Origin of the sequence: Photobacterium salinisoli (genome assembly GCF_003614885.1) — a bacterium.
In the GTDB taxonomy this organism is placed as follows: domain Bacteria; phylum Pseudomonadota; class Gammaproteobacteria; order Enterobacterales; family Vibrionaceae; genus Photobacterium; species Photobacterium salinisoli.
The window spans coordinates 1,246,836-1,261,928 of record NZ_QZMS01000007.1 but is presented as its reverse complement, the minus strand read 5'-3'; the positions used below and the strand labels follow the sequence as shown (position 1 = coordinate 1,261,928).

The 15,093-nt window shown below is 49.4% G+C and carries 16 protein-coding genes; 8 read left to right on the top strand and 8 right to left on the bottom strand.

Annotated elements, in window-relative coordinates; all coding sequences use genetic code 11:
- Positions 1-6: 6 nt before the first annotated feature.
- Both mepK and D6M16_RS06515 read left to right on the top strand, forming a co-directional pair.
- Positions 7-558 (top strand): peptidoglycan L,D-endopeptidase MepK, encoded by a 552-nt coding sequence (gene mepK / locus D6M16_RS06520; protein ID WP_027253274.1) that lies wholly within the window; start codon positions 7-9, stop codon positions 556-558.
- A gap of 66 nt (positions 559-624) precedes the next feature.
- Entirely contained in the window at positions 625-1,278 is a 654-nt protein-coding gene (locus D6M16_RS06515; protein ID WP_120511108.1) for an MBL fold metallo-hydrolase, read from the top strand.
- 5 nt (positions 1,279-1,283) lie between these two features.
- Here the strand turns inward: D6M16_RS06515 and D6M16_RS06510 are convergent, their stop codons facing one another.
- Positions 1,284-1,949 carry a DUF2982 domain-containing protein gene (locus D6M16_RS06510; RefSeq protein ID WP_338048212.1) on the bottom strand — a complete coding sequence of 222 codons (666 nt, stop codon included), beginning with the start codon at positions 1,947-1,949 and terminating at the stop codon, positions 1,284-1,286.
- Positions 1,950-2,304: 355 nt separating this feature from the next.
- On the opposite strand from D6M16_RS06510, the gene D6M16_RS06505 reads away from it, so the two are divergent.
- Together D6M16_RS06505 and D6M16_RS06500 are read left to right on the top strand one after the other, a co-directional pair.
- A complete protein-coding gene (locus tag D6M16_RS06505; RefSeq protein ID WP_120511106.1) occupies positions 2,305-2,697 on the top strand; it encodes a MarR family transcriptional regulator in 393 nt (130 codons plus the stop codon).
- Between the two features lie 226 nt (positions 2,698-2,923).
- Positions 2,924-3,229, top strand: a complete 306-nt coding sequence (locus D6M16_RS06500) for a hypothetical protein (RefSeq protein WP_027253270.1) — start codon at positions 2,924-2,926, stop codon at positions 3,227-3,229.
- A gap of 151 nt (positions 3,230-3,380) precedes the next feature.
- Here the strand turns inward: D6M16_RS06500 and D6M16_RS06495 are convergent, their stop codons facing one another.
- Complete coding sequence (locus D6M16_RS06495) at positions 3,381-4,571, bottom strand: amino acid aminotransferase (protein WP_120511105.1); 1,191 nt, start codon at positions 4,569-4,571, stop codon at positions 3,381-3,383.
- A 280-nt stretch (positions 4,572-4,851) separates the two neighbouring features.
- The gene (locus D6M16_RS06490) at positions 4,852-5,745 is read right to left on the bottom strand and encodes a LysR family transcriptional regulator (protein WP_120511104.1); all 894 of its coding nucleotides are present in this window, start codon (positions 5,743-5,745) and stop codon (positions 4,852-4,854) included.
- 112 nt (positions 5,746-5,857) lie between these two features.
- On the opposite strand from D6M16_RS06490, the gene D6M16_RS06485 reads away from it, so the two are divergent.
- The gene (locus D6M16_RS06485; RefSeq protein WP_120511103.1) at positions 5,858-7,060 is read left to right on the top strand and encodes an MFS transporter; all 1,203 of its coding nucleotides are present in this window, start codon (positions 5,858-5,860) and stop codon (positions 7,058-7,060) included.
- Positions 7,061-7,082: 22 nt separating this feature from the next.
- Here the strand turns inward: D6M16_RS06485 and D6M16_RS06480 are convergent, their stop codons facing one another.
- Entirely contained in the window at positions 7,083-8,291 is a 1,209-nt protein-coding gene (locus D6M16_RS06480; protein ID WP_162940941.1) for a GGDEF domain-containing protein, read from the bottom strand.
- Positions 8,292-8,572: 281 nt separating this feature from the next.
- Here D6M16_RS06480 and D6M16_RS06475 point away from each other — a divergent pair, with 281 nt between their 5' ends.
- Together D6M16_RS06475 and D6M16_RS06470 are read left to right on the top strand one after the other, a co-directional pair.
- Complete coding sequence (locus tag D6M16_RS06475; RefSeq protein ID WP_240435536.1) at positions 8,573-9,193, top strand: hypothetical protein; 621 nt, start codon at positions 8,573-8,575, stop codon at positions 9,191-9,193.
- Between the two features lie 97 nt (positions 9,194-9,290).
- A complete protein-coding gene (locus D6M16_RS06470; RefSeq protein WP_120511100.1) occupies positions 9,291-9,479 on the top strand; it encodes a DUF4250 domain-containing protein in 189 nt (62 codons plus the stop codon).
- Positions 9,480-9,535: 56 nt separating this feature from the next.
- On the opposite strand, the gene metR is transcribed toward D6M16_RS06470, so the two are convergent.
- Positions 9,536-10,447, bottom strand: a complete 912-nt coding sequence (gene metR / locus D6M16_RS06465) for an HTH-type transcriptional regulator MetR (RefSeq protein ID WP_120511099.1) — start codon at positions 10,445-10,447, stop codon at positions 9,536-9,538.
- A 213-nt stretch (positions 10,448-10,660) separates the two neighbouring features.
- On the opposite strand from metR, the gene D6M16_RS06460 reads away from it, so the two are divergent.
- On the top strand, positions 10,661-12,340 hold the full coding sequence (locus D6M16_RS06460; RefSeq protein ID WP_120511098.1) for a CHASE domain-containing protein: 1,680 nt from the start codon (positions 10,661-10,663) through the stop codon (positions 12,338-12,340).
- A 25-nt stretch (positions 12,341-12,365) separates the two neighbouring features.
- On the opposite strand, the gene D6M16_RS06455 is transcribed toward D6M16_RS06460, so the two are convergent.
- The 3 genes from D6M16_RS06455 to D6M16_RS06445 form a co-directional block, all read right to left on the bottom strand.
- Positions 12,366-12,800, bottom strand: a complete 435-nt coding sequence (locus D6M16_RS06455; RefSeq protein ID WP_120511097.1) for an META domain-containing protein — start codon at positions 12,798-12,800, stop codon at positions 12,366-12,368.
- Between the two features lie 99 nt (positions 12,801-12,899).
- Positions 12,900-14,537: a mechanosensitive ion channel family protein gene (locus D6M16_RS06450; protein WP_120511096.1), complete on the bottom strand. Its 1,638-nt coding sequence runs from the start codon at positions 14,535-14,537 to the stop codon at positions 12,900-12,902.
- A gap of 112 nt (positions 14,538-14,649) precedes the next feature.
- Positions 14,650-15,027, bottom strand: coding sequence for a hypothetical protein (locus D6M16_RS06445; protein ID WP_120511095.1), 378 nt, complete (start codon positions 15,025-15,027; stop codon positions 14,650-14,652).
- Positions 15,028-15,093: the final 66 nt, after the last annotated feature.

The following is a 15,093-nucleotide window of genomic DNA, read 5'->3' as shown; positions in this document are numbered from 1 at the left end:
TTCAGGATGTCAGAAGTAGATAATAAGCGTCGTCAGCTCCTGATCGCGAGCGGGCTGACATTAGGCGCCTTTATGTTGCCAAAAATGGCTATTGCGAGTCCCTATACTGCGAAAAGTGCCCGAGAGCTGTACCTTTGTAACATTCATACAAAAGAAGAATTGGAAACACGTTACTTTGACGGGAAGTTCTATCTGGACAAAGAGTTAAAGCGCATGAACCATATTTGCCGTGACTTTCGTCAGAATGAAGTTGCGCCAATGGACCGACGCCTTTTCGATGCGATTTCCCAGATCCGTGAAGAACTGAGCCATAAAGGTCAGGTTCGTATCATCTCTGGTTACCGTTCGCCTAAAACCAATCAAATGCTGCGCGGATCCACCAAAGGCGTGGCAAAGAAAAGCTACCATATGACAGGTCAAGCCATTGATTTTAATCTGGAAGGTATTTCTTTGTCTCGTGTCCGCAGTGCAGCCCTGGATCTGAAGTTGGGTGGTGTGGGTTATTATCCTCGCAGTGGATTTGTGCACATTGACACAGGTCCTGTGCGTCGCTGGTAAGCACAGTACGCAGAACAGCAGGGGTGTGGTATGCTGGCGCGGTTTTGGAACAGTTAGGACAAGTGTATGAGTCTGCAGTTTGAAATCGTGCCAGTGACTCCGTTTCAACAGAATTGCTCAATTCTGTGGTGTGATAAAACGCTGGAAGGTGTAGTTGTCGATCCCGGTGGGGATATTGAACGTATCACAGCCCGTATTGCGTCATTAGGCATCAGAGTGGTGAAAATCGTTCTGACGCATGGTCACTTGGATCATGTCGGCGGCACGGCACCTTTATCGTCCCAGCTTGAGGTACCTGTATGGGGACCGCACAAAGACGATGCGTTCTGGCTGGATTCGTTGCAGCAGCAGTGCCAGATGTTTGGCTTTCCACCTGTGACTTCGTTTCAGCCTGATCGCTGGCTCGACGAGGGCGACTGCATCCGTTTTGGTGAGCAGAGTCTGGCTGTGTACCATACACCGGGCCATACACCGGGACATGTTGTTCTGCACAGCGAAGAAGCCAGACTGGCTGTCGTGGGCGATGTACTTTTTAACGGTAGTATCGGCAGAACCGATTTCCCGCGTGGGGACCATGGTACATTGATTGCCTCGATCAAAACCAAGTTATGGCCGCTGGGTAACGATACGCGTTTTATTCCCGGCCACGGTCCAATGTCGACCTTTGGTCAGGAAAGGGCCAGTAACCCGCACGTGGCGGATGCTATGCCGCTCTGGTGATCAGACTATCTGGCCTGGGCCAGAAAACGACGAGCCAGGCCGATGAAGTCATCGGCCGGCCTGTCGAGCAGATCTTCCGAAATAAAAAAATCATACCCCATCAGCTCTCTGTTATAGCGCATACGGTTTGCCAGCATAGCGAGCAACCCTTTGTTGATTTTCCCGTTCTCTCCCACATAGTGTTTGTCATCAAATAACATATCTTCTATCTCGTGCGGCGGATTGTCTGCACGCTTGTACGCCATGATCATCAAACCCCTTTGTTCCATTAATATCTGGCTGGCAATACGGGGACAGATGCTGTCCAGGAATTCATCATAGTGCCTGAGTCTGATACCAATCCAGGGCAGAGGTTTGTGCCAGCCCTGAGTACTGACAGACGCGTGTCCTATATCCGCGATATTCTGCCATCGGGTCAGCCAGCCGCCGTGCTGACTGTGGTACTGAAGATGCATGAAAGTGAGGGTGAACGTAATGGGCGACTGCCGGTTGAGTTTAATCCCTATGAGTAACAGGGTCGTCATGGCTAGCAGCAACAGTGCCACAGCGGCTCCGTTTATGTCGGGAAATGTAAAGACTGTCAGCCCCAGCGCGAGTATAGCCAGCAGGCTTAACCAGATCAGATAAGCGCCGGGTCTGGGATGTGGCGACTGAATATAGACACTATTCAAAATAACTCCAGAGAGCGTAAGACGATTTCATCTTTATAAAGTATGGCAAATTGTCCAGGGATGTTACTTACTGGTTGCGGTTAGCGATATAGGTGTCAAATCATTGGCGATTGGTTATGCAAAGCGTAAGGGCTAGTTTGCATGAAAGTCGGTATTTATTCCATTAAGTGCATTAACTTGAAAAATATAAAAATGAGATCTTGTCGCTTAAAATACGCAAAATATAGCTTTTATTGTGCTTAAAATAGCCGTTTGCTGGCATTCCTCTGACATCCTTGATATAACTCGCGCTACTTTTTTTCCCGCTGGGCATCCAAACTGGCGACTGAAAGTAGTACAACGGAGTAGGAAGTTAATGAGAATCTCTCACAAACGTAAAGTACAGCTTAAACTGCAAAAACGCATCAAAGCGGCCACGGCAGTGACTCAAAAACCTGTCACCAAAGCAGCGGTGAAGCAGGCAGCCCCGGTAGCGGCAGCAAAGCCTCAGGTTGATGTGAAAAAAACAGAAGCACCAGCGGGTAAAGTCGCGGTTACTGTATCGCTGACACCTAAGCAGCAGCAGGTGCTGAACATAGTGGCAAATAATGCAGAAGGCATTAACCCGAAGAGCATCGGCCTTGAAGCCGGCCAGGAAGACAGCAAAGCCGCTTCCTGGGCAACAGGTGCGCTGAAAAAACTGGTTGAAGAAGGGCTTGTTGAGCGAGTTCAGCTTGCTGGCAATAAAGTCGTATATAAAACGCTATAAATGTCCTTCCCCGTTCCTGAATTATCAGGAGCGGGTTACCTTTCTTGCCTTTTTCAATCATTTATCCCTCTTTTTTTCCTTATTATCTGCATTTCTCACAGTCTGTCATTCATGGCTGATTTTATTGCGTAATTTCGTTTCGGTCTGACGAACTAGTCTTATTCTGCTATACCTATTTAAGAGGATCGGATTATTCACGGATGTAGGCACTCACAGACGAGGTAATATGACAATGATCAGTGCTCGAGAGTTTTCCGAATGGTTACGTAACCGTTTTGCTGAGGACGAACAGGGTGTGTGTTTAACCCGGGAGGACATTAATCAGCTGACTGGCCGGCAGAGTTTCTCGCTGGGGTTTGTGCATGATATTCATTACGAGCTGATGCAATTTGATATGGCATTCGTAACAGATACATCACGGGAAAACTTTTATCTGGTCCATATTTCCAAGAAGTCGTGGCGAGATCAGTTAGAGCGACAATATGAGCGTGAGCTGTTTTGTAATGTGCTGCCGCTGGACAAATCCGGTTGATGTGAAGCAGGTAAATAGCCTGCCAAAGACACAGCGAATAACAGATACAGCAAGATGAATTAAGCTAAGCATCGGAAAAAGTTAAGAGAAAGCCAAAAGAATGGGGCGCCCAGTGAGCGCCCCTTTCTGTGCAGATAACTGAACCCGAAGGTTACAGGACAGCGGCAATGCCATTACATAGCGGCTGCATGTTATCTTTGGTCATACCCGCAACGCTGATACGGCCAGAGCCGACGATATAAATCGCAAACTCTTCTTTCAGGCGTGTCACCTGATCTTTATTCAGGCCAGAGAATGAGAACATGCCATTCTGACGTTCAATAAAGCTGAAGTCGGCGTCTACACCCAAATCTTTCAGTGTCTGAACAAACAGAGTACGCATTTCCTGAATACGGTCACGCATGTCTGCGACTTCCTGTTCCCATTCTGCACGCAGTTCGGCATTGTTCAGGATCTCAGTCACAATCGCTGCGCCGTGAGCTGGTGGGTTAGAGTAGATCACACGGGCAATGCTTTTAACCTGGCTGAATGACGTGCTGGCCACTTCAGCGGTTTTAGCCACCAGAGTGAAGGCACCCACACGCTCGTTGTACAGGCCAAAGTTCTTGGAGAAAGAACTGGCGATCAACAGTTCACTGTTGTGTTCAGTAAAAATACGCAGACCCGTTGCATCTTCTTCAACGCCTTTGGCAAAGCCCTGATAAGCAAAGTCGAACATTGGCAGCAGGTTTTTCTCTGCACAGAATTTTGCTAAAGCCAGCCACTGGTCGGCATCAGGGTCAATACCGGTCGGGTTATGGCAGCAACCGTGCAGCAATACCACATCACCGGCTTTGGCATTCGCCAGAGAGCTCAGCAAAGCATCGAAATCCATGCTCTTGGTTTCGGCATTGTAGTAAGCATACTGTTCAGTCTGCAGACCCGCAGCGCCAAATACACCAAAGTGGTTTGCCCAGGTTGGGTTGCTGATCCAAACGGTCACATCGCCCAGCTGGCGTTTAATGAATTCAGCCGCTACGCGCAGTGCACCTGTACCACCCGGCGCTTGAGCCGTTTGAGCACGTTTTTCAGTAATGATGGCGGCATCTTTGCCAAACAGCAGTTCCTGAACAGCCAGACCGTATTCTGCTGTTCCGGGAATACTCAGATAAGATTTGGTGGTTTCTTTTTCCAGCAGGATAGCTTCAGCTTTTTTCACTGTCGCCAGAACCGGGGTATTGCCCGATTCGTCTTTGTAGATGCCAACGCCCAGATTGATTTTCTCAGCGCGAGTGTCATTTTTGAATTCTTCAGTCAGTCCCAGGATAGGGTCAGCTGGTGCGGCAACGATTTTTTCAAACATTCGTGAATCATCCATGCTAGTCAGTGATACGGTCGACGTGCCTGGAAAGACCATAATTTTTCAATGGCCATGTGACTCTGATCGAAATTCTGCAGTCCTTGAAGGATCTGGCAGACAGAAATCCGGTATGGCTTTTGACATTCCGGTGCGATCAGGCTCCCAAGCAAACATCCATTGTAAAAGAAAATGAAACACAAACATCATCTATTGGAATTTTTCATGTGATTCGGATCACATTGCGAATTTGCAACTTTTCATACACCCACCCTGAAATGACGGATCACACTGAATGCCACCGGCGATGTCGTTGATGCTCTTTGATAAATTCCATGAATGCCCGATCAGCGATTGATAGGTAGCCATTTTTTCGCCAGGCGATAGCCAGACTGAGCTGGACCGGTTGCTCAAAAGGTACGGCTGCCAGACCGGGCTCGTGATGGGTGACCATTTCCAGCAAGGCTGATATGGCAAACTCCTGCCGGATAATACTCAGGATCATGGGCAACAGGTTTGTTTCAAACGCGATGTACTGTTTGAGTTTGTGTGTCTGGCAGACATGGTCGATATAGTCGCGATGAAAGTACCCTTGCTTGAACATCACCAGCTCCTGGCTGAAAAATTGTTCAAACGACACCGAGGACTGCCGGGCGAATTCGTGGTTAGGGCTGACGACAGCCACCATTTCAGATGTGAGTAACGGTTCGGCTTCAAGGCTGTCGGGGAGATCGGCACTTCGTATCACGCCTAAATCCAGCTCGCCGTTTAGCAGCATCAAGCGTATGGATTGAGTACCGGCTTCGACCAGTGTCAGTTTGAGATTAGGGTAGCGTGATTTAAAACCCATCAGAATGTCGGGGAAAAAATACGAACCCAGCATACTGGGCACACCCAGCCGGACTTCGCCTTTTTGCAATCCCTTCAATTCCGCCATGGCGATCTTTGCATCATCCACCTGCTGCAAAATTAAGCGGGCATGCTGAATCAGTATTTCTCCTTCGTGAGTCAGTACTATCTGGCGATCACTGCGGTGAAACAATGGCATCTCTAACTGTTGTTCGAATTTCTTTATCGCAATGCTTAAAGCCGGCTGGGCGATGTGCAGCTTTTCTGCGGCTTTCGTGAAACTGCCGGCCTCTGCAATGGCAATGAAATAAGTAAGCTGGCGAATGTCCATTGACTACTCTTTCCATTAATAAAATATATGGAGTCGATATTTTTAATATATTTTCACTATCAAAAGGAAATTGCTACTGTTTTAGCAATTCTTCATTGTCCGGTGCCTGTCTGTGATAGAAATCCATAGTTCTGCCTATCGTCGGGCCAGTTTTGCTTTGGCTCTTGGCTCATTTCTGGTGTTTTGTAATTTGTATCTGTTCCAGCCGTTGCTACCTGTGATGACGGAGGCCTTTTCTGTGAGTGCGACCAAAGTTAACTGGTTGCTGGCAGCAGGTACACTGGCTCTGGCACTGACTCTGGTGCCATGGGCGGTCAGCTCCGAAATGATTGGCCGGCGAAAGGTGATGCTGCTCAGTCTGTTTTTGCTGCCTGTGGTGGGAGTATTGATGCTATTGGCTGAGAGCTTACTGATGCTGAGTCTTGCCCGGGCTTTGATGGGGGCCTCGCTGGCAGGATTTGCAGCGGTTGCTGTGGCTTATATGGCTGAGGAGTTTTCGCCGACAGCCCTGTCGCTGGCGGTAGGCGGATACATCAGTGCTAATTCACTGGGCGGCATTGCCGGACGATTATTCGGTGGTTTTGCCTCTGATGCCTGGGGTTGGCAGGGTGCTGTGCTCGGTATGGCACTCTTGAGTTTGATTGGCGCTTTGGTTGTCGCCAGGCTGTTGCCGCCGCAGCAACATTTCACACCTCAGCGCGGACAACTAAGGCATCACACAAAACATGTGATCCGGCATTTACAGCAACCGGTATTGTGGATCCCGATGCTGATTGGCGGTATCAACTTTGCCTTGTTTGTGAATCTGTATTCCGTGATGGGGTTCAGGCTGGTTTCACCCCCTTATTCCTTGCCGGTCAGCTGGGCGTCTTTGATCTTTTTGTGTTATCTGAGCGGGACGCTGACCGCAAAACTCAGTGGCAGCTGGAGCATAAGGTATAAGCCGGTGAGTGGCATGATACTGGGGACGACAATCAGTGCGCTGGGCATGTGGGTTGCCGCCCTGGACTCTGTGTCGGCTATGCTGAGCGGTTTGCTGTTAATCAGTTCCGGCGCGTTTTTCACCCATTCACTGGCGTATGCCTGGGTGAGTCAGAAAGCGAAGACAGGAAAAGCCACGGCAACTGCCCTTTATCTGGTGCACTACTATGTCGGCGGCAGTCTGGGTGGGTTTTACCTGATCACCTGCTGGCAGCATTGGAACTGGTACGGCGTGCTGGTGGGCGGCAGTGTATTGTATTTGGCCTTGTACGCGTTATGTTGGCGTCTTGGAAAAAAGCAGGCCACCGAGCCAGTGGCATCGGTGGCGATCTAGCAAATGCCGGGCGAAGATTGGGTTAAGCCTCGCTGCTGGCTTCACTGACTAAGGGTTCTAATGGCTTGCGTCTGTCACGGTATTGATAGCCGTAAGGGTGGAACCGATAGCAGTCGCGCCCGGCATCTTTGCACTCGTATAATGCTCGGTCGGCACGGTCTATCATAGTCATCAGGCTGTCACCTGAGGTAAAAGTCGCAATGCCGATGCAGGCTGTAATCGATACATGTGTTTCTTCTATATCAGTCGGCAGTTGCAGTGAGCGGATATCAGCCAGCATCCGGTCTGCAATTTTTTGTGCCGTTAAGGTATCGCAGCAGGGCAGGCAAAGAATAAATTCTTCGCCGCCATAGCGCCCGAAAAGATCGGTTTTCCTGGAGGCCAGTTGCAGATGATCGGCAAATCCCCGCAGTACTTTGTCGCCAACGCCATGACCCCAGGTATCATTGATACGTTTAAAACGATCGATATCAAACAACAGCAGAGAAAAAGGCTGGCGTTTGGCCTGACAATTTTCCATCGCTTTCTGCGCTTGCTGCAGTAACATTCTGCGATTGTAAATACCGGTTAACGGGTCCAGGGTTGCCTGGCGGTACAAACGCATCAACATGTAAAGCTTAGATAATTGTGACCAGATGACGACGATAGCCAGCACGTTCTGCAACCAGTAATTGGCCAGCGTTTCCGGCATCAGAACAGTGCCAGTCTGTAAATCAACCGTGATTTCTGTCACAGCGGTAACTGCCAGCAGGCACAGGCTTTCTTTCAGCGTAATCGGCAGGATGGTCAAAATAGCGACATGCAGAATAGGCAATAAGGTATAGCCGTATTCAAAACCGCTGACTACTTTGGGAAAACCCAATACCCAGATGCAGTAGGTATAAAAGAGGTTCAGTCCCAGCACCATGAGCGTCATGCACCATTGAGACTGACGTAAGGTGGTGTGAGTCTCGTTAACTTTGGCAATACCGATTAAAAATAACGCCAGAAGTAAACGGGCGCTGGCAATTCGGGTATCTTCTCCTGTTTTCAGGTAAAAAAAGTCAAAAGGTATCCATGCAATGATCAGCACGGCCCATACAATACAAAGCAGAGAAATTCGGCTGCGCAGGTATCCGCTTCTCGTATTCTGGAAGCTCTGGGTGTGCGCTTTAGCACTCCATAGATCCGGAATATAGAGCTTGAGCGCATGGCACAGCAGCCTATGGTAGTGGTTATAAGTCGATATCATCTTTGCTTCCAGCTCATCTGACATCTGTTTTGTGAGAAAAAAACAGACGGTAAACGCCCTTTATTTTTATAATCGAACAATTATTCTACAAGACGGCAGCCAAAACCGTGATCTTGGTTCATATAATGCATGTGAAACCAGGTTAATTGTCGGAAAATTTGAGCAATGGATGTTTTTAGTACTGTTCTGATATAATTTCAGGCGTTTTTCTCTTTCTTCTGTAGCCTTTCATGAATATGACGTATACCACCTTACTTATCTCTGCTCTGTTGGGAGCACAGATGATTCTCACTCTCGTTTTAACCAAAGGGGAGATCTGTCCTGGTCAGCGGGGCCGGGTACATAAGCTGCTTCCCGTGTTGTTGCTGGGATGGCTGATCGCATGCATTAACCAGCCGATAGCACTGTTGCCTCTTCTGGGTTTAGCCTGGTTCACTTTCCAGGTAAAAACCGGAAAGACGCGGGATCAGGGACCATTGAAGCTGTTGTATGCGTCGTGTGCGATGGCTGTACTGAGCTGGCTGATGACACTCTCTTCGCTGATATGGACAGAAAAAGCCCAGAGTCTGGTTGCTGTGGTGATGTTTGGCGCTGCCCTGGCACACCTGTTGCTGACCCAGTCACGCACGCGCTTGCAGGCTTTTCACCGGATTTTACCGGCGGCGGGTCTGGTCAGTGCCATTCTGAGTGTGTTGTTGTTTTTAAGTCAGCTCTACTCTGTGCCTCAGGCGCAGGTGGAAAGCCAGTTGCTGGTGATTTGTGCGGCACTGCTATTACTGATTGCCGCTCAGGTGATTTGGGTAGGCCATATAGTGTTGGCCAAACCGGTAAAAGTCTGGCAATTGTCCGGCGTGCTTTTATTGCTGTCTGCCTCAGCAGGATGCCAGCTTTCAGTATTCTGACTGGTCGAATGACGGGTTGAGCGTCTATGCTAACAACAAGAGGGGTTATGTGACTCTGGATCTGATGTTCTGACGGTAGTAACCGGAGGAGGAAGAGGTGGAAATCAGTAATTTGTTGAACATGGACGCTAACATAGTGCTAGGCATAGTGAATGAAAGGCTGCGCCTGGAATGCGATACGATTGATGATCTTTCCAGCCGTTACGAGCTGGATAAGGAACAATTGCGCCAAAAAATGGCAGCCCTTGGCTACCGCTACGATCCCATTTCTAATCAATTTAAATAAACAAAGGGCACCAGTATCGGTGCCCTTTGTTTTTTCAGATATCGTGCAGACGAGCCTCAGGCAGCTTTAATGCCCTCAAGGTGTGTCTGGCACTGCTGCCGGGCCGTCGCAAAGAAGGCCTGAAGATAATGGCGTTCTTTTTCTGATGCCCGAATCGCAGCATACAGTCTTCGCCATAAACCTTTACCCAATGGTTTACTGGCAATCAGTCCCTGGCGGGCAAAATCATGGATTGCCCAGTTAGGCAGCGCTGCGACCCCCAAGCCTGCCGACACCATTTGTACCAGCATCAGGGTATTATCGGCTTGCTTCCAGACCTTAGGTTCGATACCGGCAGGCTGCAGAAAATGTTTCACCACATCTAACCGGTTTTTTTGTACCGGGTAGGTCAGCATAGTCTGGCTGGCAAGGTCGGCCGGTTTAATTGTGCTCAGTTCAGCAAGGGGAGACTGTGGCGATACCACCAAGCGCATCTCAAAGTCGAACAGGGGTTCATAGTGCACTTCCGCACGCGGGTTGATATCTGAGGTGATCACCAGGTCAAGTTCCCCGGCAGCCAGTGCCGGAATAGGCTCGAAACTGAAACCGGATGAAAAGTCCAGGCTCACCGCCGGCCAGTTAATCTGGTATTCCTTCAGCGCAGGCATCAGCCACTGGAAGCAGGAGTGGCACTCAATCGCCATATGCAGCCGACCCTTTGCATCTTCTTTCAAATTGGCCAGTTCATGCTCGGCGCGTGCGATACGGGGCATTAAATCATCGGCCAGCTTCAGCAGGATATCGCCTTCAGCGGTGAATCTGACCGGACGTGTTTTGCGTAAAAACAGCGGTGCGCCAATCCGTTGCTCAAGATCCTTGATTTGGTGAGACAGCGCCGACTGGGTCAGACAAAGGGTGTTGGCTGTTGCCGTCAGGGAACCGGTGTCTCTCAGTACCGCTAATGTGCGAAGGTGTTTAATTTCAATCATGTTCACTCAGTCCCTGAATATTACTGCTGTTCAGAGTACTGGTTATTGAGAGAAGTGTAAACATCTAGACGTCTATAATCGATTACATTAGGGTGTAATGGATGTCGCATAGTGATCTTGTATCTGTTATCTGAAACCAAACTGGTAAATAGATGGCGCCTGGCTGAAAATAGGATTGAAACCCGGTGTAACTAAATTGTTTAAGGGAATTTGATGAAGCGACAACGTCTTACATTTATTGGCTTACTCTTGTTTGCCGGGTTGCTATTGTCGGTTGTGATGCTGCTTTTCTTCTCTCATCTGGAAACCCGCCGCATTCAGCAGGAATTTGAATCGGATGTAACGGAAGCTTCCCACGCCTTTATTCAGGCGATGAACAGCCACTTTGAAGCGCTTTATACCCTGCAGCTTAATCTGGACACTAATGGCATTCCGGATGCGAAGGGTTTCACGGCACTGACAGATAAAATTCTTGCCCGTTTTCCGGCGATCACTGCCCTGGAATGGATTCCCGAAGTGGAGCAGGCAGATCGTGCCAGCTTAGAACAACGGGCGAATGAATGGTTGCCCGGATATGTGATTACTGAACAGGTCGCGTCCGGTGAGCGCGTAGCGGCCAGCGAGCGAGCCGTTTACTATCCGGTTTATTATGTGGAGCCTGTCACCGGAAACGAGGCGGTAATAGGCTATGACCTGGGCTCACATTCCCTGCGTTTCGAAGCGATTCAGCGCGCCAGAGATACCGGACAGATGCAACTGACTGTCCCGCTCCAGATCCAGCGTAAAGATGTGACTGCGCAGGGAATCCTCAGCCTGTTGCCTGTGTACGAATTCCCTGAACCTATGTCAGAGGCAGAACGGCAGGACAGCCTGCTGGGCTTTGTGGCCGGGGTGTTTAATCCTGCGCAGATTTTCCTATCGTCTCCCGGCTTAACCCGGGTGGAGCCTTTTGCTTTGACACTGATTGATACGCAAGCTCCCCAGTCAAACAAACTGGTCTTCAGTCTGGTACCGGTTTTGGAAACCGGCCCGGTTAGCCAGCAAAAGCATTACCACTACAGCCAGAACGTGCTGACTCAGGAGTCGATTACCCGCGAGTATGCTCCTGATTATCGCTACGTTCATCAGGTGCTGAGCAAAGGCGGGCGCCGTTGGGTAATTGAAGCCACACCGATGCTGGATTATATCCGCCAGCATCAGTCATCCACACCCTGGTGGGTCTTCTGGGGAGTTAACGCATTTTTTGCCGTCGCCGCTTTGGTCAGTTTCTTCGTGTTTCAGCGGGGCCAGCAATATCTGGATAATCTGAATCAGCAACATGACAGATTGCTGGCCGTTAATGAAAAACTGGAACGCATGAGCCTGATTGACCCGCTGACGGGTATCGCGAACCAGCGGGCGTTTGAAGAAAGCCTTGATAAAGCGGTCAGAGTTGCGCGCCGGGAACAATCCCCGCTGGTGGTCGTGTTGATCCAAATTGATGACTATGCGCATTTTGTTAGTCAGTGCCCGCAGGACATGTACGAGTCCAGTCTCCGGATGCTGGCTAACGAGCTGGGCAGAACATTGAAACGCCCTGCCGATATGGTGGCACGGCTTGATGATGACAGGTTTGCCGCGGTATTGCCGAATACCAACAATGGTGAAGTGGTTGCCCGCCACCTGCGCAAGGCCGCTGAACGTCTGAATCTGGCCAATACCGAGATGAGTGCCAATCCTTACCTGACAGTGTCTGTGGGCGCAATGACAGTCTTTGACATTCAGGGATTAACAGCCGAAACGCTGTTCCATCAAACAGAAGCTTTGTTGTATCAGGCGCAGCAGGAAGGATTCAACAAGGTGAGTGCAGAGGTTCGTCAGCCACAAGCATCAACTGAGCAGGCACTCAGTTGATGCTGTCAGGCACAATGGTTGCGATTTACATCGGCTGGGTGGCGGTGAAAGTCAGGGTATGCTGATTATTACTGAGCGTCAGCGTATTGCCTTTGACTTCGGCTTTGCTCCACTGGCTTAGGGTATCACTCATCACGCGTTCCAGTTTCATCGCATCATCCGGGCAGGCCATCATGGTCATGCCCATTTTTTCAATGCGGAACTGGCCGTCTTTGACTTCGGCAGAACCGAAGTAGCGGTTACAGCCGGAATGCCCGTGTGCCATTGTGTTATTTTCAAACCCCAGAGTCGGTACGGCGCCCCTGCTCGGGATGGTGACGGCCTGATTGTCGATCGTTGACAGTTCCCACTCATATTGTGTCAGATCAGCAGAAGTGTCAGCGTTTGTGTTGCCACCGGTTCCGGCGCAGGCAGATAATAGCAGGGCAGTGCCCATGGCAGTCAGCAGGTGTTTTTTCATTGTATTTCCCCAAATAGATTCGAAGATTTTTGACTAACGTTAAGGCAAAAAATTCCGTAAATCGTGTGTTTTAGTGTAGAAGCATTTAGACATGCTTGGTTATGCATCATTCTTTTCCGGGCTGACCATGTGTAAATGCACGTCTTGCTGTGGGAATGGAATAGAAACGCCCTCTTTGTCGAACCTCAGTTTGACTTCGCGTGTCACGTCCCAGTACACATCCCAGTAATCATCCGTTTTCACCCAAGGGCGGACAATAAAGTCCACTGAAGAAGTGTTCAGCGTGTGTACTTTGATTGTTTTCTCCGGTGTACGCAGCACAGCCGGGTGGTTATCAATGATGTCATGTAAAATGGCTTCGGCTTGTTCAATGCTGTCTTTATAGCCGATACCAAACACCATATCGACACGGCGAACGCGCTCATGGGTGACATTCTTGATGGTGTCTCCCCAGATTTTACTGTTCGGCACTATGATGATCTGGTTATCAAAGGTACGGATAGTGGTATTGACCAGGCTCATGTGGCTGACCTTACCGGACACCCCTCCGGCCTCAACAAAATCGCCGACATCAAAAGGACGGTAAATCAGCAGCATCATCCCTGATGCAAAATTAGACAGGGTATCCTGTAAAGCAAAACCGATGATCACACCGGCTACACCGAAACCTGTCAGTATAGGTGCAAGGTTAAGCCCAACCTGTGACAAGGCAATTAACAGCCCGAGGAAAAAGACCGTTTTTCCCGACATAGAAATGAAGAAGTCCTGCATCAGCTGCGACATCTTCAGGTTAGGTGAAGCCACGGTGCGCTTAACTACTTTACGTGTCAGGTTTTTTAACAGCCGGAACAGCAAAAGAACCAGGGCGAAGATAAACACCTTAAACAATACCTGCGGGGTATTATCAATCAGCCAGGTTTTCAGGTTTTCAGCCCATCCCGAGGCAATCGAATAGATCACCCGGGGATTCAGGATGTCATTGGTGAGATCGCCGGTCACTTCAAATTGCTGCTTTTTATAGCTCGACGTATCGATCTGTGCCTGATCACCGAGGGTGATTAAGTAGTTTAAGCGGTCAATATCGCTCGACAGTTTTCGTTGTGCCAGAATGTGCATCAGCTGCAGTGAGGCTTTCTCACTCTCTGACGCCTCTTTGAGCTGCTTGGCCAGCATTTTTTCCTGCTGGTTGTTGTAATCCAGTGATGCAGAGATAAATTCTAAGCGGTTGCTGATGGCTTTAGCCAGTTTGGCTTTTTTCTGATCCGCACTATGGCCAAGCTGTTCCATCCAGCGGTAGTTTTCCCACTGTTCGCCCAGCATCTGAACAGACAGCATGCGCTCTTCATTCAATTGTTTGAGCTTGAGCAACTGCTCTTCCTGCGAGGCTTTGTCCAGCGCTTTTTCATCAGCCTGAATTTTGTTGCTCAGATAGTTTGCCGTACTGTCGGTATATCGTTCCTGCCGTTTGACGTAATCAAGCAGCGTGGCGGCTGATCCTTCCGGCGGCTCGTTGATTAATTCCCCGATCTTGTCGCGCAGTTCATTGTTCTTGTTCAGTACCTGCATGCGCAGTACATCACGTGTGGTACCGGAACGGTTCTGACTGGCCTGATACAGCTCCATGACTTCCTGGTTCAACTGCGACAGTGCGTCCAGCTGGGAGGGCGGTGTTTCAGCCTGGGCAAACACATTGAGGCTGTATGTGATCAACGTAATAAAAAGTAAAAGCTTGCGCATAGTAGAGCGGTATTCCGGTTCAGGGAGATAAATACAAGTACATCGCGGCAATGAGTGTGCCGCGATGAGAATGAGTGCCGTGATTATAACATGCTGACCGTTGCAGGTGAGGTCAGAGCAAGTCCTGCTGGCAAAGGAATTGATGATGATCAAATTGCCAGCACCAGTCCGGCGTCCACATTTCCTGATTCAGAATGATCAGCATAGGCCGGTTAATCTGGTGCAGCATATACCAGAGTGCAGGGTAGTGGCGTTGATCACAGATGAGGGCATCGCACCCTGAAGCTGCAAGGGTATCAGCCAGCAGTTGCTGGTGGCCATTTTGCGAATAGGAGAAAGCCATCAGGTTATGTAAACGGCAATAGGCGGCATATTGTTGCGTCATGATCCGCGAAGATTGCAGAATACCTGTGAGCTTGGGGTGAGCATCCATTGCTGCGAGCTTGTTAATCCAGGATTTAGCATGTGAAATTTCATGATTCTTTTGCATCATCTCACCTGTCTGGCCTTGGCCTGAATATCGGTGCCAATAGAATTAATCAGTGTTCATTTGAGT